General features: G+C 70.6%; 23 protein-coding genes. 14 read left to right on the top strand and 9 right to left on the bottom strand.

From position 1 onward, the window contains the following. Positions 1-21: 21 nt before the first annotated feature. Entirely contained in the window at positions 22-1,578 is a 1,557-nt protein-coding gene (locus MTES_RS11790) for an ABC transporter substrate-binding protein (protein ID WP_013585486.1), read from the bottom strand. Between the two features lie 40 nt (positions 1,579-1,618). Continuing rightward, positions 1,619-2,041, bottom strand: a complete 423-nt coding sequence (locus MTES_RS11795) for a DUF3237 family protein (protein ID WP_013585487.1) — start codon at positions 2,039-2,041, stop codon at positions 1,619-1,621. 277 nt (positions 2,042-2,318) lie between these two features. Between MTES_RS11795 and MTES_RS11800 the strand changes: the two genes are divergently transcribed. From MTES_RS11800 to MTES_RS11810, 3 genes are read left to right on the top strand one after another with little or no spacing between them, the layout of a single operon-like run. Continuing rightward, positions 2,319-3,029 (top strand): TetR/AcrR family transcriptional regulator, encoded by a 711-nt coding sequence (locus MTES_RS11800; protein WP_013585488.1) that lies wholly within the window; start codon positions 2,319-2,321, stop codon positions 3,027-3,029. 28 nt (positions 3,030-3,057) lie between these two features. Beyond that, positions 3,058-3,816, top strand: a complete 759-nt coding sequence (locus MTES_RS11805; RefSeq protein ID WP_013585489.1) for an SDR family oxidoreductase — start codon at positions 3,058-3,060, stop codon at positions 3,814-3,816. Positions 3,817-3,839: 23 nt separating this feature from the next. Next, positions 3,840-4,781, top strand: a complete 942-nt coding sequence (locus MTES_RS11810) for an aldo/keto reductase (RefSeq protein WP_013585490.1) — start codon at positions 3,840-3,842, stop codon at positions 4,779-4,781. Positions 4,782-4,797: 16 nt separating this feature from the next. On the opposite strand, the gene MTES_RS11815 is transcribed toward MTES_RS11810, so the two are convergent. The 3 genes from MTES_RS11815 to MTES_RS11825 all read right to left on the bottom strand — a co-directional run bounded on the left by MTES_RS11815 (position 4,798) and on the right by MTES_RS11825 (position 6,951). Then, entirely contained in the window at positions 4,798-5,805 is a 1,008-nt protein-coding gene (locus MTES_RS11815; RefSeq protein WP_013585491.1) for a hypothetical protein, read from the bottom strand. Next, positions 5,795-6,316, bottom strand: a complete 522-nt coding sequence (locus MTES_RS11820) for an RNA polymerase sigma factor (RefSeq protein WP_013585492.1) — start codon at positions 6,314-6,316, stop codon at positions 5,795-5,797. The genes MTES_RS11815 and MTES_RS11820 overlap by 11 nt, the downstream gene beginning before the upstream one ends. Before the next feature lie 242 nt (positions 6,317-6,558). Continuing rightward, on the bottom strand, positions 6,559-6,951 hold the full coding sequence (locus MTES_RS11825; RefSeq protein WP_013585493.1) for a PaaI family thioesterase: 393 nt from the start codon (positions 6,949-6,951) through the stop codon (positions 6,559-6,561). A 120-nt stretch (positions 6,952-7,071) separates the two neighbouring features. Here MTES_RS11825 and MTES_RS11830 point away from each other — a divergent pair, with 120 nt between their 5' ends. After that, positions 7,072-8,391 (top strand): MFS transporter, encoded by a 1,320-nt coding sequence (locus tag MTES_RS11830; RefSeq protein WP_013585494.1) that lies wholly within the window; start codon positions 7,072-7,074, stop codon positions 8,389-8,391. A 177-nt stretch (positions 8,392-8,568) separates the two neighbouring features. On the opposite strand, the gene MTES_RS11835 is transcribed toward MTES_RS11830, so the two are convergent. Both MTES_RS11835 and MTES_RS11840 read right to left on the bottom strand, forming a co-directional pair. After that, on the bottom strand, positions 8,569-9,189 hold the full coding sequence (locus MTES_RS11835; RefSeq protein WP_013585495.1) for a TetR/AcrR family transcriptional regulator: 621 nt from the start codon (positions 9,187-9,189) through the stop codon (positions 8,569-8,571). 36 nt (positions 9,190-9,225) lie between these two features. Beyond that, a complete protein-coding gene (locus tag MTES_RS11840; protein WP_013585496.1) occupies positions 9,226-10,068 on the bottom strand; it encodes an NAD-dependent epimerase/dehydratase family protein in 843 nt (280 codons plus the stop codon). 205 nt (positions 10,069-10,273) lie between these two features. On the opposite strand from MTES_RS11840, the gene MTES_RS11845 reads away from it, so the two are divergent. The 6 genes from MTES_RS11845 (at position 10,274) to MTES_RS11870 (ending at position 14,950) form a co-directional block, all read left to right on the top strand. Beyond that, positions 10,274-10,816 carry an RNA polymerase sigma factor gene (locus MTES_RS11845; protein ID WP_043361376.1) on the top strand — a complete coding sequence of 181 codons (543 nt, stop codon included), beginning with the start codon at positions 10,274-10,276 and terminating at the stop codon, positions 10,814-10,816. Between the two features lie 4 nt (positions 10,817-10,820). Further along, positions 10,821-11,384 carry an aspartate/tyrosine/aromatic aminotransferase gene (locus MTES_RS11850; protein ID WP_013585498.1) on the top strand — a complete coding sequence of 188 codons (564 nt, stop codon included), beginning with the start codon at positions 10,821-10,823 and terminating at the stop codon, positions 11,382-11,384. Next, positions 11,381-11,701, top strand: a complete 321-nt coding sequence (locus tag MTES_RS11855) for a hypothetical protein (RefSeq protein WP_013585499.1) — start codon at positions 11,381-11,383, stop codon at positions 11,699-11,701. Before MTES_RS11850 ends, MTES_RS11855 begins: the two co-directional genes overlap by 4 nt. A 71-nt stretch (positions 11,702-11,772) precedes the next feature. Then, on the top strand, positions 11,773-12,621 hold the full coding sequence (locus MTES_RS11860) for an SDR family oxidoreductase (protein ID WP_013585500.1): 849 nt from the start codon (positions 11,773-11,775) through the stop codon (positions 12,619-12,621). Positions 12,622-12,788: 167 nt separating this feature from the next. Continuing rightward, entirely contained in the window at positions 12,789-13,793 is a 1,005-nt protein-coding gene (locus tag MTES_RS11865) for a pyridoxal-phosphate dependent enzyme (RefSeq protein WP_013585501.1), read from the top strand. Further along, positions 13,790-14,950 carry a cystathionine gamma-synthase gene (locus tag MTES_RS11870; RefSeq protein WP_013585502.1) on the top strand — a complete coding sequence of 387 codons (1,161 nt, stop codon included), beginning with the start codon at positions 13,790-13,792 and terminating at the stop codon, positions 14,948-14,950. Before MTES_RS11865 ends, MTES_RS11870 begins: the two co-directional genes overlap by 4 nt. Before the next feature lie 219 nt (positions 14,951-15,169). Here MTES_RS11870 and MTES_RS11875 read toward each other — a convergent pair whose 3' ends face one another. Further along, positions 15,170-15,805 (bottom strand): NADPH-dependent F420 reductase, encoded by a 636-nt coding sequence (locus MTES_RS11875; RefSeq protein ID WP_013585503.1) that lies wholly within the window; start codon positions 15,803-15,805, stop codon positions 15,170-15,172. A gap of 307 nt (positions 15,806-16,112) precedes the next feature. Between MTES_RS11875 and MTES_RS11880 the strand changes: the two genes are divergently transcribed. The 4 genes from MTES_RS11880 (at position 16,113) to MTES_RS11895 (ending at position 19,036) form a co-directional block, all read left to right on the top strand. Beyond that, positions 16,113-16,910 (top strand): sulfite exporter TauE/SafE family protein, encoded by a 798-nt coding sequence (locus tag MTES_RS11880; RefSeq protein WP_043362810.1) that lies wholly within the window; start codon positions 16,113-16,115, stop codon positions 16,908-16,910. Between the two features lie 139 nt (positions 16,911-17,049). Continuing rightward, complete coding sequence (locus tag MTES_RS11885) at positions 17,050-17,499, top strand: FAS1-like dehydratase domain-containing protein (protein ID WP_013585505.1); 450 nt, start codon at positions 17,050-17,052, stop codon at positions 17,497-17,499. Next, positions 17,496-17,900 carry a MaoC/PaaZ C-terminal domain-containing protein gene (locus tag MTES_RS11890; protein ID WP_013585506.1) on the top strand — a complete coding sequence of 135 codons (405 nt, stop codon included), beginning with the start codon at positions 17,496-17,498 and terminating at the stop codon, positions 17,898-17,900. Before MTES_RS11885 ends, MTES_RS11890 begins: the two co-directional genes overlap by 4 nt. After that, positions 17,900-19,036 (top strand): UDP-N-acetylmuramate dehydrogenase, encoded by a 1,137-nt coding sequence (locus MTES_RS11895; RefSeq protein WP_013585507.1) that lies wholly within the window; start codon positions 17,900-17,902, stop codon positions 19,034-19,036. The genes MTES_RS11890 and MTES_RS11895 overlap by 1 nt, the downstream gene beginning before the upstream one ends. 213 nt (positions 19,037-19,249) lie before the next feature. Here MTES_RS11895 and MTES_RS11900 read toward each other — a convergent pair whose 3' ends face one another. Further along, positions 19,250-20,449, bottom strand: coding sequence for a pyridoxal phosphate-dependent aminotransferase (locus MTES_RS11900; protein ID WP_013585508.1), 1,200 nt, complete (start codon positions 20,447-20,449; stop codon positions 19,250-19,252). Between the last annotated feature and the right edge of the window lie 38 nt (positions 20,450-20,487).

A 20,487-nucleotide genomic window follows, 5' to 3' on the forward strand; every position in this document is an offset into this window, starting at 1 on the left:
GGCCCGGCATCCCTGGTGGGGTTACTTCGCGATACGGAAGAGGGGGTCGTCGAGCGCTCCGCCGAGCATCTGCACGGTGAAGCCGGGACGCGAGGCGTAGATGAACGCGTCGTTGAGCAGGGGCAGGGTGTCGGAGCGGCTGACGAGGGCCTGCACCGTCTCATCGAGGGCGGCGCAGCGCGCGCTCTCGTCGGTGGCGCTGTTGGCGGTCGCGAAGCCCGCCTCGGCGGTCGGGTTGGCGACGGCGCCGTAGTTGGTGCCGCCCGCGTCGATCGTGGGACCGGTGAGGTTCAGCAGGGGGCTGGCGAGCGAGCCGAGGAAGTTCAGGTCGGCGAAGACCGTCATGTCCCAGTCGCCGGGCTTGGCGACCACGGTGGTGATCCAGCTGCCCACGTCGGTGTTGGTGAGGTCGACCTCGGCTCCGGCGGCGCGCAGCGCCTCGGCGATGTACTCGTTGCCGGCGCCGGCGGGACCGACGATCGTCGGTGCCACGAGGCGGATCTTCTTCCCCGACAGCGCGGCGGTGGCCGCGGCCACGTCCTGAGACGGGATGTCGATGGTCGAGCCGCTCACACACGAGACGCTGTCGGCGCCGAGCGAGGTGAGCACCGTTCCGGTGTCCTGCGAGGTGACGTTGCCGAACATCGAGCGGTCGATGGCCTGGATGACGCCCTTGCGGAGAGCCTCGTCGGCGAAGGGGCTGCCCTCGCGCTCGTTGAAGACGAGGTAGCTGTCCGAGAACGGGTTGACCGTGACGTTGTATCCGGTCTGGCCCTGGAAGCGGTCGCGCGTGGTGGCCTGGATCTTGCCGACGTCGAGTTGGCCGCCCAGGACCAGGTTCGCCGTGGCGGTGGAGTCCGGCGAGACGGTGTACGTGAGGTTCTTCGCGGGAGAGCCGCTGACCGTGCTCGTCCACGTCGGCCACGCGGAGTAGTCGTCGCGGAGGGTGTAGTCGTAGCTCACTCCGGGCTGGAAGGTCTTCAGCGCGTAGGGGCCCGACTCGCTGCCCTTCACCGTGCCGGCGGCGAGGCCGGCGGGGTCGGCGAGGCCGGCCGGGCAGATGATGCCGCTGCTCGAGACCGACATGGCGTCGACCATGTACGGCCAGGGGGAGGCGATGTCGACCGTGACGGTCCCCGCGGCGTCGTCCGCGGTGATCGTCGGGGTGTTGCCGGGGCCGAAGGTGTAGACGACCTGCGTCGAACCGCTGTTCGGGCGGGCGAAGTAGTCGAGAGAGTTCTTGACGACCGTGGGGGTGATCTTCGTGCCGTCGGAGCACGTGGCATCCGTTCGGATCGTGAACACGGCCTGTGTCGGCGTCGACGTCCATGTCGTCGCGAGTCCCGGGACGAGTCCGCCCGAGTCGCGGCGCACGAGGGTGTCGTACGAGGTCCGCGCGAGGAGGAAGTCGGGGAGCGAGGTGGCCAGCGTCGGGTCGAAGGTGGCCGGGATGTCGATGGTGGTGCGGATCGTGTCGGTGGACGCGGTGGCGTCGCCGCCGGTCGTCGTGCAGCCGGCCGTCGCGAACGCGACGGTCAGAGCGAGGGTGGCGGCGATGACGCCGTGACGGGTTTTCATGGTCTGCCTCTCGGGTGGTGCGCGGGGCGGGTAGGGGTGTCTAGTTCGCGATCTCGAAGATCTCGATGGTCGTGTCGTGTGCGTTCGCCGTGGCGCGGCCGACGAACATCGATCGCGTCAACCACTGCAAGTGCGGTGCGACGGTGCGGAAACGCGGCGTGCTCTCGAAGTAGGGTTCGCCGTTCGCGGGTTCGCGCACGACCCCGACGTTGTAGACGTCGATGACGGCGCCGTCGGTGGTGCGGATGAGGTACCGGGCCTCGACGGCGTAGGTGCCGTCGGCGCGCACGAGGCACCAGTCGCCGCCCCCGGGCACGATCTCGCCCGTGACCTCGCCGGTCACGGGTCCGCCGGTGATGGGGATGAACTCGAGCACGTCGTCGCCCTGCTTTTCGAGCGGGATGCCGGGAGCGACATGGGCGGTGACGGTGAAGCAGTAACGCAGGGATGGAGCGGGAGCCATCGGTTCCTCCGGGCTGTCAATCGGTGCGCTTCGTTGCGCGGTGACCCCGAGTATGTCCATAGTGGATGAGGTAGTCAACAGCATTCACTAACTCGTAACAAACGTCGTCCGTACGGGAAACGCGGGCGACGTGGGACGGGGAACGTCGCTCGCTAGGCTGGGTCTCAGGCGCGGGCGGCGGGGGCGGTGAACCGTAGTGAATGGGATAGTCTTGCGTATTCACTAGGCGGGGACGCCGACGAGACCCGTCGACGCCCGCGGTGAGATCGGAGGCAGCATGGCCGAAGAGAAGAGGACCCGCCGCAAGCGCGGTTCGCTCAGTCGCGCGGAGATCGTCGACGCCGCCCTGCGCCTCATGGACGGCGAGGGGGAGTCCGCTCTCACGTTCTCGCGACTCGGCGCGGAGCTGAAGTCCTCTCCCACGGCGGTGTACCGGCACTTCGCCAGTCGCGAGGACCTGCTGCTCGCCCTCGCGGATCGCCTCGACGGCATCTCGCTCGAGGGCTACGAGCCGACCGACGACTGGCGTGCCGACCTGACGGACCTGGCCTGGCGGGCCTGGCGGACGGCGGAAGCCCACCCCGCCGCCGCGGCGGCGACGCTGCTCATGGTCGCCAACAGCATCAACGAACTGCGCGCCGTGGAGTGGATCCTGCGAGCGATGACGGTCGCGGGGCTCCGGGGCCGGCCGGCCGTCATGCAGTACCAGGTCTACACGCAGATGGTGCTGGGCGCGGCGTCGGCCTATGGTGCCCGACTGGTGAGCGCCGGTTCGCGCGAGGTGGCGGAGGGGTGGATCCAGGTGTACGCACCGACGGATCCCTCGCAGTACCCGCACGCGGAGGCGGCCAAGGCGGAGCTCGCGATGATGAACTATCGCGAGGTCTTCGCCCAGCAGCTGGAGATGTACCTCGCCGCCCTCGAGCTCACCGTGGCGGCTCAGGGCGAGCCCACGGAGACCGCGGGAGTGAACGCCTCCGGAGCGTGATCCTCCCCGCTCGGGCAGGATGGGGAGCATGACCGCACGCCTCGCCCTGCTCACCGGCGTCGGCCGTCGTCGTTCGATCGGTGCGGGTCTCGCGCGTGGCTTGGCCGCGGACGGCTGGGACCTCGCGCTCTCGTCCTGGCGTCCCTATGACGACCGGATCGGCCTCGAACGCGGCGCGGACGACCCGGAGGCCATCGCCGACGAGTGCCGCTCCCTCGGCGTCCACGTCACGCTGCACGAAGCCGACCTCGCCGATCCGGCGACCCCGGAGGCGCTGTTCCACGCGATCGACCGTCGCGTCGACGCCCTCGTCCTCTCGCACTGCGAAAGTGTCGACAGCTCGATCCTCACCACGTCCGTCGACGCGTTCGACCGGCACTTCGCGGTGAACGCGCGGGCATCGTGGCTGCTCATCCGCGCCTTCGCCGAGCAGTTCCCGGTGACCACCGACACCGCCGCCACGGGCCGGATCGTCGCGCTGACCAGCGACCACACGGCGCACAACCTGCCGTACGGGGCGAGCAAGGGGGCGCTGGATCGCATCGTCATCGCCGCCGCCGTGGAGCTCGCCGATCGCGGCATCCGTTCGAACGTCATCAATCCGGGCCCGATCGACACAGGGTGGATGGACGACGCGATCCGACGATGGACGACGGATGCCACTCCCGCCGGGCGTCTCGGGACACCCGACGACATCGCTGATCTGGTGCGGTTCCTCCTCTCGGAGCGGGGCGGGTGGATCACCGGGCAGTTGCTCTCGAGCAACGGGGGATTCGCCACGGGCTGAGGCGCTCGGGCTACGGTCGAGGCATGCACGAGGCACCCCTTGCGACGGCGCGGATCGGACTCGGGCTCGCGGCGGTCGGCCGTCCGGCCTACATCACCACCGACCGTGACCACGATCTGGGCGACGGCGGCACGCGTTCGATCGAGACGATGTGCGCGCGGACGCACGCGCTGCTCGACGAGGCGTGGGCGCTCGGCATCCGGTACGTCGATGCCGCCCGGTCGTACGGGTACGCCGAGCGCTTCCTCGGGTCGTGGCTCACCGCCCATCCCGAGCGCCGCGCGGCGCTGACGATCGGGTCGAAGTGGGGCTACGAGTACGTCGGCGGATGGCGGATGGATGCCACGGTCCACGAGCGCAAAGAGCATTCCGCCGCGATGCTCGAGAAGCAGTGGCTCGAGACCCTCGCCGCGCTCGGCTCGGCACCCGACCTTTATCTCATCCATTCGGTGACGCCCGACAGCCCCGCGCTCGGGGACTCCGCCGTGCTCGGCCGACTCCGCGAGATCGCCGCGGACGGGGTGCGCGTGGGGATCTCGACCAGCGGTCCCCGGCAGGGAGACGTCATCGATGAAGCGCGACAGCTGGCGGACAGTCCGTTCTCGGTCGTGCAGGCCACGTGGAATCTGCGCGAGCAGGCGGCGGCGCCGGCGCTGGCCCGTGCCCATGCGGCGGGGTGGACGGTGGTGGTGAAGGAGGCCTTGGCCGGGGGAGAGCTCGCCCGTCCCGAGCCCGACAGCCATCTTGCGGACTTCGCGGCGGGGCGCGACGGAGCGTCTCTGGCGCTCGGCGTCGCGAGAGCGCAGCCGTGGGCCGACATCGTGCTCAGCGGGGCGGCGACGATCCCTCAGCTTCGTCGGGGCGCCGCGGCGACGGCGCGCGAGATCGACGCCGAGACACTCGGACGGTGGGCGAGCGATCCCGAAGAGTACTGGCGACGGCGAGCGGCCCGTCCCTGGCGGTAGTCCCCGGGACAGCGGGTCACCCCTCGGCGGCCCGGCGGGCCTCGACGCCCCACAGCGTGTAGTCGGTCACCGACCCGGCGGGAAGACCGAGGTCGCTGCTGTCGTCGCGAAGCGTCGATTCGACGCCCAGGATCCGCCCGGTCTCCGTCGAGACGAGCAGGGTCATGTCGGTGCCGGGGAGACCCGAGGGGACTCCGCCGATCCCGATCGTGGGGCGGCCCAGTCGGTCGGTGGTCTCGCCGAGGACACGCGCGTCCGGGGTGGACGCTACCACCGCGAGGAGGGCGGATTCGTGCGCGTCGGTCAGGGTCCATTCGCCGAGCAGGGTTCGGATGCCGACGATCGCATCGCCCGCGCTCAGCGTGTCGCCCGCGCCGGTCGACGTCCGCAGGACGGCGTCGAGGGCATCGGCCGTCGCCGGCGGTGCCTCGCGGACGGTCGGTGCGAACTGCCCGCGGACGAAGGACAGATCGCCCACGACGGTCCCCGGCGCCGGATCGTCGGCGGGCACCGTGTCGCCGGCCGCATCGGTCGCCTCGGCCACGGTCGTGACGATCGACCCCGACAGGTCGGCGTTCCACCGCAGGTCGACCCATTCGCGCCGGAACACCGTCGCCGCGGGGTCGCCCACGGTCACGCTGAAGTACCAGCCGAGCGAGAGGGATCGCCGCTCGGGGGCCTGCGGCCCTCGATCCGCGGCCAGGCGTGCCTGCGCGGCGCCCAGGACGTCGGGGGCGTCGGCGGCGATCGAGGTATAGGTCAGCGGAGCGGGCGTCAGCGCGGCGGCGGGGGGCGCGGGGAAGCCCCACACCCCGACAGTGATGGCGAGGATCGCCGCGACGCTTGCGGCGACCGCACCGAGGAGGACGGCGCGCCGAGACCGCCGACGGCGAGGGATCCCCGCGGGCGAGGCGGCGAGGATCTCGCGCAGGCGCCGCTCAGCGGCGAGCGGGAGCGGGGCATCGGGGGGCGTCCGAGCCGGGTCCCACGAGCGCAGGACGCGGCCGAGGTCGTCATCGGTCATCGCGCACCTCCTCGCGACGCTCGGCGGCGGCCGATGTCTCGACGAGGAGAGGCTTGAGCCGGGCGCGCGCACGATTGAGTCGCGTCCACACCGCCCCGGGCTTCAGGTCCAGGACGACCGCCACCTCGGCGGCGGGGAGCTCCTCCCAGTAGGTGAGCCAGAGGATCTCCCGCTCGCGCTCGGGGAGCGCACGCACGGCGTCCAGGAGGCGCGCGGTGAGATCGGACCCGGCCTCGACCGAGAGGGTCCGCACGTGGTCTTCGATGTGCGCCCACAGTGCCCCCTCCCTCTCTCTGCGGCGGTACTCGTTGCCGATGAGGTTCCGCGCGGTGCGGTAGAGCCAGGCGAGCCCGAACGGGTGATCCGGAGTGCGCTTGCGCCACGCGATCTCGAAGCAGTCCATCGTCAGGTCGTCGGCGGCCTGAGGATCTGAGACACGGCGTTCGATGAATCGCCGAACGGCGGTGTAATGCTCCCGGAAGAGCATCACGAACTCCGACTCGTCGTCCACGCGCGCTTGTCTCCGTGCTCTCCTGTGCTGTGTTCGGCCCCGCCGAATCCTTACACCGGGAAGCGACGGAAAGAAATTCTCCGGGTCCTGTAAGGAATCGCGCGTGCCCGACACTGCACCTGCGGGGGTGGGTGTCGGCTCCGGCTTCGAGACGACACCCGCACGCCCGCCTCACGAATTGTTCGGGCTGAACGAGAGGTGGGCGAGGGGTTGTGCCGCTGGGGGCGGTGCAACCCCTCGGATCATTCGGGGTCGACGAGGAGATTGGTGATGCGCGCCGTCGCGATCAGGCGATCGTCGTCGTCGGTGACGCGGATGTCGTAGGTCGCCATGCGGCGACCGCGGTGCGCGGGGGTGGCGACCGCGTGGATGCGACCGTCGCGCGCGCCGCGGTGGTGCGTGATGTTGAGGTCCACTCCGACGCAGACCTTCCCGTAGCCGGAGGCGTGGATCATCGCGGCCCACGACCCCACGGCCTCGGCGAGAGCGGCCGTCGCCCCGCCGTGCAGCCGGCCCAGCGACTGCGTGTTGCCGACGACGGGGAGGGATGCCACGACCCTCTCGGCGGACTGCTCCGTCACGGTGATGCCCAGCCGCTCGTCGAGGGCACCGGGCACGATGGTCCAGGTCGTCATCGGGTCTCCTTCCGGGGGCGCACTTGTCGAGGACGCGCTGCTCTGACACTATTACTGAACGCTCGGTTGGTAATAGTTTCACCGGGTGTTCTCCCTGCCCCACGGAACGACGGAGTTCTCATGGCCACCCAGACCTCGGCATCCCCCTCCTCGACCGGGTTGAAACGAGAGGAGCGGCGCGTCCTCGCCGGAACCCTCGTCGGCACCTCGATCGAGTGGTACGACTTCTTCATCTACGCGCAGGCGGCCGGACTCGTCCTCGCGCCCCTGTTCCTCGCCCCGCTGTCCGAGTCCGACCCGTCGATCGCACAGGTGCTGTCGTGGGCGACGATCGGCATCTCGTTCCTCTTCCGCCCCCTGGGCGCCGTCGTCGCCGGGTATCTCGGCGACCGGCTGGGACGCAAGAAGATGCTCGTGCTCACGCTCATCATGATGGGCGTCTCGACCGCCCTCATCGGCCTGCTGCCGACCTATGCCGCGATCGGCGTCGCCGCCCCCATCCTGCTGATCCTGCTGCGCGTGCTGCAGGGCTTCTCGGCCGGTGGCGAGTGGGGCGGAGCCGCCCTGCTGTCGGTCGAGCATGCGCCGGTGGGTCGCCGCGGCTACTTCGGCGCGTTCCCGCAGATCGGCGTGCCCGTCGGCATGATCCTCGCCACGGCCACGCTCTGGATCCTCACCTCGTCGATGTCGTCGGAGGCCTTCCTCGAGTGGGGCTGGCGCGTGCCGTTCCTGTTCTCGATCGTGCTCATCATCGTGGGCTACATCATCCGTCGCGCCGTGGAGGAGAGCCCGGTCTTCGAGGACCTCGTCCGTCGCCGCAAGGAGTCCTCGGCTCCGCTCGGCCAGCTCTTCCGCAAGAACTGGCGTCAGGTCGCGCTCACCGCGTTCGTCTTCATCGGGAACAACGCCGCCGGCTACCTGCTCATCGCCTTCTTCTCGACGTACTCCGTCGCGGTGCTGGGTCTCGAGCGACCGACCGTGCTGCTCGCCACGACGCTGGCATCCTTCGGCTGGCTCGGCTTCACCCTCTGGGGCGGATGGCTGTCGGACCGCCTCGGCCGCGTGCGCACCTTCCAGCTGGGATACCTGCTGCTCGCGATCTGGGCCGTGCCGATGTGGTTCCTCATCGACACCGGGAACATCGTCTGGTACTTCGTGGCGCTGTTCGTGATGACGCTCGGCCTCGGCCTGTCGTACGGGCCGCAGGCCGCGCTGTACGCCGAGATGTTCCCGGCCAACGTCCGCTACTCGGGCGTCTCGATCGGCTACGCCCTCGGCGCGATCATGGGCGGGGCCTTCGCCCCGATGATCGCCGAGGCGCTGCTGCGCTCGACCGGCGTCTCGTGGGCGATCGGCGTGTACATCGCCGTGGCGGCGCTCGTGTCGCTCGCCGCGGTGTCGATGATCAAGGAGACGAAGGGCGTCGACCTGCGGGCGTGATCCCGGATGCCGAGGAGGGGACCCTGCGCACGGCGCGGGTCCCCTTCTTCGTGCGCCGAGATCACACGATCGGCCCGAGATCACGCGTCGGAGAGTGGTCCGGTGCTGTGATCTCGGCCGGATCGTGTGATTTCGCGCGGCGGGCCGGCGCGGACGCGGCCCGCGGAGGGTGGCGCGTCAGGCGGTGCGGAGGCCGTCGAGCGCGATGCGCACGATGTCGTGACCGAGGCGGTCGCCGTCGACGCTGCCACCGGGGCGGTACCACTCGACGACCGAGTTGATCATGCCGAAGAGCAGGCGCGCGGCGACCGCGGCGTCGACGTCGTCACGCACCCCTCCCTCGGCCTGGGCCGCGGCGACGAGGGCGGTGACGCGGTGGTCGAACACGCGGCGACGCTCGAGAGCGGCCTGCTCGACCGCGCTGTTCCCGCGCACGCGCAGAAGGAGCGTGACGGCGGGGAGCTGCGCGACGAGCACGTCGGTCGCCCCGGTGAGCACGAAGCGCAGACGATCGGATGCCGCGCCCTCGCGGGCTCCGGGCTGGTCGAGGACGGCCTCGAGGCCGCCCAGCGCCGCTTCGAGCGCCACCGCGAGCAGCTCCTCTTTCGAGGCGAAGTGGTGGTACAACGCCGACTTGGTCAGTCCCAGGCGACGGGCCAGGTCGGCGACGCTCGTGGCGTCGTACCCCTGTTCGTTGAACAGCTGGACCGCCACCGCGAGCAGGCCGTCACGGTCGTAACCGGGGCGGCCGCGGCGTGCGGGCGCCGACGCGCTCGTCGAAGGATCGGCAGTGGTCACGCACTCAGTGTGGCACTCCGACGACGACTCCCGGCGTCAGCGTGAATCCCGCCACGAATGCTGCGGGTCGTAGCCGAGCAGACGGCGCGCCTTGTCGATCGACAGCAGCGTCGTGTTGTCGCCCAGGTCGCCGCGCGTCTCGACGCCGGGGAACACCTCGGCCACGAGCTCGGCGTTGGGGCGGGTCATCACGGTGTCGGCCGCGGCGATGATGAACTGGTCGAAACCGGCCGGGGCGTTCTGAAGGGCGCGCTCGACGGCTTGCGCGCCGTCGCGCGCGTCGATGTAGCCCCACAGGTTCCACTTGCGCGTGCGCGCATCGGCGTCGAACGGGAACTCCGCGTAGTCGTCGGGGACCATGACGTTGGAGAAGCGCAGGGCCGTGATCGACAGCTCGGGGTTCCAGCGCACCAGCTCGACGGCCAGACGCTCCTCAAGCGTCTTCACCAGCGAGTACACCGACTCGGGCCGCGGCGCGTACTGCTCGTCGACGGGGATGTACGGCGGCGGCACGTCGAACGGCAGGCCCAGGACCGTCTCGCTCGACGCGTAGACGATCTTCTCGATGCCGAGACGCACGGCGGCCCAGAAGACGTTGAACGTGCTCGTCATGTTGTTGTGGAACGTGGCGACGTCGGATCGGATGCCGGGGGCCGGGATCGCGCCGAGGTGCACGAGCGCATCGACGCCGTCGTGCTGGTCGTTCACTCCCGCGAGGGCGTCGATCACCTGGCCGTAGTCGGTGAGGTCGACCTGCACGAAGCCGGGCCCGCGCTCACCGCGGAGGTCGAGGCCGATCACCTCGTGCCCGGCGGCGCGGAGTTCGCGGGCGACGACGGTGCCGAGCTTGCCGGATGAGCCGGTGAGGGCGATGCGCATGGGACTCCTTGATGTCGAAGGGGACGTCTTCGACGCTACCGCCGACCTCGGACATCGGGGGCGTCCGCGGAAAGCGGAAATTGTGCACAGGTGTCCGCCCCGCGTCAACCTCCGGGGCCGGTTTTCGTCCGGGGTGTTTCGCTATGTGGACGGACCCGACTCGCCAGCACCCCGGGGCCGCACGCCACACCCCGACAGGAACCCGATGCCCTCTTTGTCCACCGCCACCGACGCGTTCCTCGCGTCACGGGCGGCCGACGGCGACCAGCTCGCCTTCGGTGTGCTGGTGCGGCGGCACGCGCCGTTCCTCGTGGCCTTCGCCACTCGGCTGACGGGCTCGCGCGCCGACGCCGACGACTGCGTGCAGGAGGCGCTGATCACGGCGTGGCGGCGCCTGCCCGATCTGACCGACCCCGAGAAGGTGCGCAGCTGGCTGACGACGATCGTGTCGCGCAAAGCCACCGACCGTCTGCGCGCGCGGAAGCTCTCGGACCAGATCGACGAGCAGATGGTTTCCGCGAAAGACGACCCGGAGCGCTCTGTTGTGGCATCGTCGCAGATGGACGCGCTCAAGAAGGTGCTGTCCGAGCTGTCCGAAGAGCTGCGCGTGGTGTGGGTGCTGCGCGAGGTCGGCGGTCACAGCTACGACGAGATCGCCGTCGAGGTCGGCGAGACGGCGGCGACGGTCCGCGGCCGCTTGGCGCGAGCGCGCAAGATCGTGCTGGAACGTATGCAGGAGTGGAGGTGACGGGATGAGCGACGACATCGGGGCATCGGGCTATTCTCTCGAGGACCTCTCCGCCTACCTCGATCGGGGGCGCGTTCCGCGCATCGCCGCGATCGAGCGCAATGCGGAATGCCAGGCCGTCCTGGCATCCATGGAACGAATGGGACGACTCTCCCGCGAGATCGTCGAAGAGCAGGCCGCCGAGCCCCTGGCGGAATCCTGGTACGACTCGATCATGCGCGAGGTCATGCGCGAGTTCCGGGCCGGACGCGACATCCCCCTGGTGCGCGGCGCCGACGGCGTCGAGATCGTGGTCACCGAGGGAGCTCTCTACGAACTCATCCGTGCCGTCGGTGACGGCGTCGACGGTGTCCTGGTGGGCCGCGTCCGCCTTCACCAGCCCGAGCCCGACGCGCCGCTCGACGTCCGTGTCTCGGTCAGCGTCCGCTTCGGCCGCGCCATGACCCCGGCCGTCGATGAGATGCGCGAGGGAATCCGCGAGGCCATCGAACGCCACGGCGACCTGCGGGTGGGGAAAGTGGACGTCACCGTGGGCGACGTCCACTTCGACGGAGAGGAAGACGAATGACCGACATCACCGCCGCCGCCCTCGCGCCGCGCATCGATCTCGCCGTGACGGCCACCGAGGGCGTGCGCGAGATGTACTCCGCCCGTCCGGTCGTCGCTCGCGCGCTCGAGCACGTCGTCGACGTCGAAGGCTCCCTCGCCGCGGTCGACGACGCCGACGGTGCACGTTCGATCACGGTCTGCATCGGGGTCTCGACCCAGGACGATTCCGTCGCCGTCGCCTCCGCGGTGGCGGCCGCGGTGCGCGGTACCGACGAGACGGCCCTTCCGGCGACGGTCCGGGTCCGCGTGGCGCGTCTGGTGGCTCCCGCTTCCTGAACATCTTCTCGGCCTCGACGTCGGGCGGGCGCAATACGCTGGAAGGACCGCTCCCACACCCCGGAGGCCGAATGTCCACGCCGCCCGTCATCGCCGTCACCGGTTCCACCGGAGCCGTAGGAGGTCGCGTCGCGCGCGACCTGGCCGCCCGCGGCATCCCGCAGCGCCTTCTGGTGCGCGACGCCTCCCGCGCCCCCGTTCTCGAGGGTGCCGAGGTGCACGTGGCACGGTACTCGGACGCGGATGCCGCCCGCACGGCCCTGCAGGGAGTCGAGACGCTCTTCATGGTCTCGGCCTCCGAGACCGCCGACCGCGTGGAGCACCACCGCACGTTCGTCGAGGCCGCCGCCGCGGCAGGCGTCCGCTCGATCGTCTACACGTCGTTCCTGGCCGCAGCGCCCGACGCCGTCTTCACGCTCGGACGCGATCACGCCGCCACCGAGGAGATCATCCGCGCCTCCGGCATGCGCTGGACGTTCCTGCGCGACAACTTCTACATGGACATGATGGAGCTCTTCGCCGGCGACGACGGCGTCATCCGCGGTCCCGCCGGCGAGGGCCGTTGCTCTCTCGTATCGCGCTCCGACGTCGCCGCCACCGCGGTGTCGGTGCTGCTCGACCCGTCCGCCCACGCCGACACCGCGTACGACCTCACCGGTCCCGAGGCGCTGACGATGGCCGAGGTCGCGCAGAAGATCTCGGCCGTCCGCGGCCATCCCGTCCGCTTCCTCGACGAGACGGTCGACGAGGCCTACGCCTCGCGCGCCGCGTTCGGCGCACCCCGCTGGCAGGTCGACGCGTGGGTGAGCACGTACACAGCGATCGCGAGCGGCGACCTCGCCGGCGTCTCGGGCGATGTCGAGCGCGTCACGGGCCGGCCGGCCCAGAGCTTCGAGGAGTTCCTGGGCGCGGTCGCGTGATCGGGGTCGGGGCCGGGGCTGGCTACGGGGCGCGGGCCCGGGCCGGGGTCGGGTATGCTGGCCGCGTGCTGACCTGTCGCTGTTGTCGCTGAACGCCTCCCGCGTTCTTTTCGACGACCCCGTCAGCCGCGCCCGCCTCGGGCGCACCAACCCCTCAGGATGCCATCGTGCGTTACGCCCAGAGCGTCGCCGACCTCGTCGGCAACACCCCTCTCGTCCGCCTCTCCCGTGTGACCGACGGCATCGCCGCCACGGTCCTGGCGAAGATCGAGTACATCAACCCCGGCGGCTCGGCGAAGGATCGCATCGCCGCCAACATCATCGACGCGGCCGAGCGTGACGGGCACCTGAAGCCCGGCGGTGTGATCGTCGAGCCGACCAGCGGCAACACCGGCGTGGGCCTCGCGCTCGTCGCGCAGCAGCGCGGCTACCGGTGCGTCTTCGTCGTGCCCGACAAGGTGGCCGAAGACAAGCGGGCAGTGCTTCGCGCCTACGGAGCCGAGGTCGTGGTGACCCCGACCAACGTGGAGCCCGACGACCCGAACTCGTACTACAGCGTGTCCGACCGGCTCGTCCGTGAGATCCCGGGCGCCTTCAAGCCCAACCAGTACGCCAACCCCAACGGCCCGCGCAGTCACTACGAGACCACCGGCCCCGAGATCTGGCGCGACACCGACGGGCGACTGACGCACTTCGTCGCGGGTGTCGGCACGGGCGGCACGATCAGCGGCACCGGGCGGTACCTCCGCGAGGTCGCGGGCTCCGCCGTGCGGATCGTCGGCGTCGACCCCGTCGGCTCGATCTATTCGGGCGGCGACATCCACGGCTACGACGTGGAGGGCGTCGGCGAGGACTTCTGGCCGCCCGCATTCGACCCGACCGTCGTCGACGCGTACGAGCGCGTCTCCGACGCCGAGTCGTTCGCGATGACCCGCCGTCTCGCCCGCGAGGAGGGTCTCCTCGTCGGAGGCTCCAGCGGCATGGCCGTCGTCGGTGCCCTGCGCGTGGCCCGCGATCTCCCCGCCGACGCGGTCATGGTCGTGGTCCTGCCCGATCACGGACGCGGCTATCTCAGCAAGATCTTCGACGACGACTGGATGCGCGCGCACGGCTACGACGTCGAGCCCACGGCATCCCTCATCCCCACCCCCTCCGAGGAGCACTCCGCATGAGCACCCACGACGCCGCCCGCGGCTTCGACAGCCTCGCCGTCCACGCGGGCCAGGCGCCCGATGAGGCCACCGGCGCGGTCATCCCGCCGATCCACGTCTCGACGACCTACGCGCAGGACGGCATCGGCGGCCTCCGCGGCGGCTACGAGTACGGCCGGAGCGGCAACCCCACCCGCACGGCGCTCGAGACGCAGATCGCCGCGCTCGAGGGCGGCGTGCGCGCCCTGTCGTTCGCCTCGGGTCTGGCCGGGGAGGACGCGCTGCTGCGCGCCGCCCTGGTCCCGGGCGACGAGGTGCTTCTCGGTAACGACGTGTACGGCGGCACCTACCGGTTGCTTGCGCGCGTGCTCGGGCCGTGGGGCGTGAGGTTGCGCGTGGTCGACATGAGCGACCTGGATGCCGTGGCCGCGGCGATTGAGGAGCGCGCGCCGCGCATGGTCTGGGTGGAGACGCCCAGCAACCCGATGCTGCGCATCACCGACATCGCCGGGCTCGCGCGCCTCGGTCACGCCGCCGGCTCGATCGTCGTCGTCGACAACACCTTCGCCTCTCCCGCGCTGCAGCGCCCGATCTCGCTCGGCGCCGATGTCGTCGTGCACTCCGCGACGAAGTACCTGGGCGGACACAGCGACGTCGTCGGCGGGGCGCTCGCGTTCGCCGACGCCGAACTCGCCGAGAAGACGCAGTTTCTGCAGTTCGCCGCCGGCGCGGTGTCGGGCCCGTTCGACGCGTACCTGACCACCCGCGGCATCAAGACGCTCGCGGTGCGCATGCAGCGTCACAGCTCGAACGCGCAGGCGGTCGCCGAGCACCTCGCGTCGCACGACCGGGTCGCCCGCGTCTACTACCCCGGACTGCCGCAGCACCCCGGGCACGAGCTGGCCGCGCGCCAGATGTCGGGCTTCGGCGGCATCGTGTCGCTGGAGCTCGCCGACGGGGCCACGGCCCGCCGCTTCGCGGAGTCGACGCGCCTGTTCACGCTAGCCGAGTCGCTCGGCGGCGTGGAGTCGCTCGTGAACTACCCGGATGCCATGACCCACGCGTCCGTCCGCGGCACCGAGCTCGCGGTACCCGACACCATCGTGCGCCTGTCCGTCGGCATCGAGTCGGTCGACGACCTCGTCGCCGACGTCGACCAGGCGCTGGCTTCGCTCTGACCGGGAGGCGCGCCGACGCCGCCGCAGCGCCGACGCTGCTACCGCGCCGCCGTAGCGGCGCCGACGCCGCCACGGTGCCGCCGCGGCTGCGGCGCCGACGCCGTAGCGGCACCGGGTGCGCGGCATCCATAAACGCGATTCGTGCCGAGAAACACGCTGACAGAGCGTTTCTCGGCACGAACGCCGTTTATCGGCGCCAGCGCCGTTTGCCGGTGAGAGTCAGCGCTCGGCGCGGGCCAGGTTCTGCTCCAGCTCGGCGGCGTTCTGGCGGACGACGTAGGCCGGCTGGTCGCGCTCGACGCGCCAGCTCTCGCTGAGCGGGCCGATGTTCACGGTGTCGAAGCCGAACTCGTCGTAGATGCGGGTCACCAGCGCGACGGCCTCGTCGGAGTCGCTCGAGGTGGCGAGAGCGCGCCGGTTCTCGGTGCCGGCGGGGGCACCGTCGGTGAGGATGTCCGACGCCATGATGTGGTTGAACGCCTTCGCCACGTGCGACTCGGGCAGGTGCTCCTGCAGCATCTGCGAGGTGGTCGTCTGCTTCTCGTCCAGCTCCGCGATGTGACCGTCGCGCTCGAAGTAGTAGTTGTTCGTGTCGAGCACGATCTTGCCGACCAGGGGAGCGACCGGGACCGCTTTATACGCCTTGAGGGGGACGGTGACGACGACGAAGTCGCCGGCTTCCGCGGCATCCTGTGCCGTCGCCGCTCGCGCCTTCTCGCCGACCTCGGCGACGAGGTCGCTGAGGGTCTCCGGCCCGCGGGAGTTCGCGATCACCACGTCGTAGCCGTGCTGTGCGAAGCCCTTCGCGAGGGCCGAGCCGATGTGTCCTGCTCCGATGATTCCTACGGTTGTCATGCTCGGAGTCAACGGATCGCCGCGTCTCGACATTCCCCTCCGACGGGTGATTGTCATACGCGGTCTAAATATCTAGCAGTTCGAGATATCAGTGTCAACGGGGAGGATTCGTGCACGCGCGCCCGTTACCGTCAGTGCTGTCGCACCCTCGCGTGAGTGGTCGCGGGCCGGTGTTCGGGTCACCGTCCTGCTGGACCTGTGAGGGCGACGGCCCCCGGTGGACGCGGCTTCGGACACCGGGGGCCGCTTTCTTCTCCGGCGCGGTTCCGGGCGGAGAGCGCGGCGCGAAGTGCCAGACTTGTCCTTCGTGCACGCCGACACCCGACCCCCGCGCTCCGTCCGCTTCTTCGCCGTCTGCATCGGCGTCGGCCTCCTCGCGGGGCTGATGTCGGGCTTGTTCGGCGTCGGCGGGGGAACGGTCATCGTGCCGCTCCTCGTGCTGCTGCTCGGCTTCGACCAGCGCTTCGCCGCCGGCACGTCACTCGCCGCGATCGTGCCGACCGCGACGGTCGGTGTCATCACGTACGCGGTCGACGGACATGTCGCCTGGATCCCGGCGCTGATCCTCGCCGCCGGGGCCGTCCTCGGTGCGCAGATCGGCACCTGGCTGCTCCCGAAGCTGTCGCAGACGGCGCTCCGCTGGGCCTTCGTCGCGTTCCTCCTCGCCGTCATCGTGAGCCTGTACTTCGTGATCCCCTCGCGCGACGCCGAGCTCGTGCTCACCTGGGTCACGGGACCGGGACTCGCCCTGCTCGGCGTGGTCACCGGCATCCTGGCCGGCCTCCTCGGGGTCGGAGGCGGGATCATCGTCGTCCCGGCGCTGCTGCTGCTGTTCGGCACGAGCGACCTGATCGCCAAGGGCACATCGTTGCTGATGATGATCCCGACCGCGATCTCGGGGACCGTGGGCAACCTCCGCCGCTCGAACGTCGACCTCACCGCCGCCGCGTGCGTCGGGCTCGCCGCGTGCGCGACGACCGCTCTCGGCGCGCAGATCGCGAAGGCCGTGGATCCTTTCGTCGCGAACGTGCTCTTCTCGATCTTCCTCGTGTTCATCGCGTCGCAGATCGCGATCAAGGCGGTGCGCGGGCGCCACCAGCGCTGACTCTCGCGCCGCCGCCCGCCGCCCGCCGCCCGCCGCGGCTGCGCGGTGCGCCGCCCGGCGCGGTCGGCGCCCGAGACCGCACGCCCGAGACCGGAGCCCGCGACCGAACCCGGCGCACGGCCCGCCGTAGACTGGTCCGGTGCCCGTGAATCCTGAACTGGTCGGTCGTGTCTTCCCGCCGACCGCGCCGTACCTGGTCGGCCGCGAGAAGGTGCGCGAGTTCGCCCGCGCCGTCTTCGCCGACGCCCCGCAGCACTCCGACCCCGAGGCTGCGCGCGCGCTCGGGTACGCCGACGTCGTCGCTCCTCCCACGTTCGCCATGGTGGTGCAGGACCTCACGCTCCAGCAGCTGCTCGGCGATCCCGACTCCGGTATCGAGCTCTCCCGGCTCGTGCACGCGGAACAGCGTTTCCGCTACACGCGCCCGATCGTCGCGGGCGACGAGCTCGTCGCGACGCTCTCGGTCACCGGCATCCGCTCGATGGGCGGTAACGCCATGATCACCAGCGAAGCCGAGATCGTGGATGCCACCGGCGCCCACGTCGTGACCACGACCAGCATCCTTCTGGCGGGGGAGGCCGGCGCATGAGCGAGTTCACCGTGGGCGAGGTCATCGCCGAACGCTCCGTCCACCTGACGCGCGAGTCCCTCGTGCGCTACGCGGGGGCCTCGGGCGACTTCAACCCGATCCATTACCGCGACGACGTCGCCGCAGCCGTAGGTCTTCCCGGTGTGCTGGCGCACGGCATGCTCACGATGGGTATCGCCGTCGGCACCCTCGCCGACGCGATCGGCGACCCCGGGCGCATCGCCGAGTACGGCGTGCGGTTCACCCGTCCGGTGGTCGTGGACCCCGAGACCGGGGCCGACCTGCACGTCAGCGCCAAGGTCGGCGCCGTCGATGACGAGACCGCGCGCATCGACCTCACCGTGACCTTCGCCGAGACCACCGTGCTCGGCAAGGCACAGGTGCGCGTGCGGCTGCGCTGATGCCCGAGGTCGCCCCGATCCCGCTGTCGCAGCTGACGACGCTGCGCACCGGCGGCGAGCCCGCGCGTCTCATCGAGGCGCACACGGCCGACGAACTCATCGCGGCGCTCCGCGAGGTCTGGGCCGAGGGCGACGACTGGTTCGTGCTCGGCGGCGGATCCAATCTCTTCGTCGGCGACGAGCCCTTCGAGGGAACGGTCATCCGTGTCCGCACGGCGGGAATCGAGGAGCTTCCCGGCTCGCGCCCCGACACCGTTCGCCTCCGCGTGCAGGCCGGTCACGACTGGGACGCCCTCGTCGCCGAGACGGTCGAGCGGGGCCTTGCCGGGATCGAGGCCATGTCGGGGATCCCCGGCACGGTCGGCGCCGCCCCCGTGCAGAACGTCGGCGCGTACGGGCAAGAGATCGTGCAGACGCTCGTCGAGGTGGAGCTGATCGACGAGTCGACCGGTGACGTCTCGGTCGTTCCCGCCGCAGACCTCGGTCTGGGCTTCCGCACGTCCGTGCTCAAGCAGCACTACGGCTCGATCCCCGATCGCTCCGCCGTCATCCTGTCGGTGACCCTCGAGCTCGAACGGGTCGGTCCGGGGGAGCGCCCGATCGCGGGCGAGCAGCTGCGCGGAGCCCTGGGTCTGGATGCCGATGACGCCGTGTCTCTGCGCTGGATCCGCGACCACGTCCTCGCCACCCGCGCCCGCAAGGGCATGGTGCTCGACCCCGAGGACCCCGACACCTGGAGCGCCGGCTCGTTCTTCCAGAACGCGATCGTCAGCGCGGCCTTCGCCCGCACCCTGCCCGAGGCGTGCCCCAAGTGGCCGATGGCCCCGATCCTCGACCCGGTGACCGTGATCCCGCTCGCCGCGTTCGACGGCATCCTGCCCCCGCCCCCGGTGGAACGGCACGAGGTCAAGGTGAGCGCCGCGTGGCTGATCGAGAACGCCGGCCTCCGCCGGGGCTTCCGCTTCCCGCGCTCGCGCGCCGGGCTCTCGACCAAGCACACGCTTGCGCTGACCAACCGCGGTGAGGCGACCGCGGCCGAGATCGCCGAGCTCGCCCGCTTCGTCCAGAACCGCGTGCACTCGGAGTTCGGCCTGGTCCTGCAGCCCGAGCCGGTCCTGGTGAACGTCGAGCTGTAGGCGCCCAAGCCGGGGCAATGCAGGACCCTGGGGGGAAGGACCCTGAGCTCGTCGAAGGGTTCGGTGGCTTCGACGTGCTCAGCCACCTCCGCCGTCGCCCTCGGGGGAGGACCCTGAGCCCGTCGAAGGGTCCGGTGGTTTCGACGAGCTCAGCCACCTCCGCCGTGGGCGAAGTCTGATGGCTGCGACGAGCTCAGAGCCCGTCGACGTGACTCAGGCGAACAGGCGCTGGAGACGCTGCACGCCCTCGAGGAGCTGGTCGTCGCCGAGGGCGTACGACAGGCGCAGGTAGCCGCTGGGGCCGAAGGCCTCGCCGGGCACCACGGCGACCTCGGCCTTCTCGAGGATGAGGTCGGCGAGCTCGAGCGACGTGGTGGGCGTCACTCCGTCCCACGAACGGTTCAGCAGGCCGCGCACGTCGGGGTAGACGTAGAACGCGCCGAGAGGGTTGGGCACCTCGACCCCGTCGATCTTCGCCAGCTCCGAGACGATGAGCTGCCGGCGGCGGTCGAAGGCGAGACGGAACTGCTCGGCCTCGTCCTGGGGGCCGTTGAGCGCTGCGGCGGCGGCGATCTGGGCGACGTTGTTGACGTTGCTCGACAGGTGCGACTGCAGGTTGCCGGCGAGCTTCATGGCATCCGCCGGTCCCACCATCCAGCCCACGCGCCATCCGGTCATGGCGTAGGTCTTCGCGACGCCGTTGACGAGGATCGTCTGCTCGGCGAGCTCGGGGACGGCCTCGACGATCGAGACGGCACGGACGCCCTCGTAGGTGAGGTTCTGATAGATCTCGTCGGTGATGACCCAGATGCCGTGCTCGAGGGCCCAACGGCCGATCTCGGCCGTCTCTTCGGGGGTGTAGACCGAGCCGGTCGGGTTCGAGGGCGAGACGAAGACGAGCACCGTGGTCTTGTCGGTGCGGGCCGCCTCGAGCTGGGCGACGGTGACCTTGTAGTCCTGGTCGGCTCCGGCGAAGACCTCGACGGGCGTGCCGTCGGCGAGGGCGATCGCCTCGGGGTAGGTCGTCCAGTACGGCGCGGGCAGCAGCACCTCGTCGCCGGGGTTCACCACGGTCTGGAACGCCTGGTACACCGACTGCTTGCCGCCGTTGGTCACGATGACCTGCGAGGGAGCGACCTCGAGGCCCGAATCGCGGAGTGTCTTCGCCGCGATCGCCTCGCGCAGCACGGGGAGGCCGGCGGCGGGGGTGTAGCGGTAGTTCTTGGGGTCCTGCAGCGCCTCGGCGGCGGCATCCACGATGAAGGAGGGCGTCGCGAAATCCGGCTCGCCCGCGGCGTACGAGATCACCGGGCGGCCGGCGGCCTGGAGGGCCTTCGCCTTGGCGTCGACCTTGAGGGTCGCGGACTCGGCGATGGCGGAGAGCTTGCGGGAGAGCGGGGCGCGGGAAGTCACGATTCCGAGCCTACTGTTCGCGCCCCCCGCGCGACGAG

Origin of the sequence: Microbacterium testaceum StLB037 (genome assembly GCF_000202635.1) — a bacterium.
Lineage (GTDB): Bacteria > Actinomycetota > Actinomycetes > Actinomycetales > Microbacteriaceae > Microbacterium > Microbacterium testaceum_F.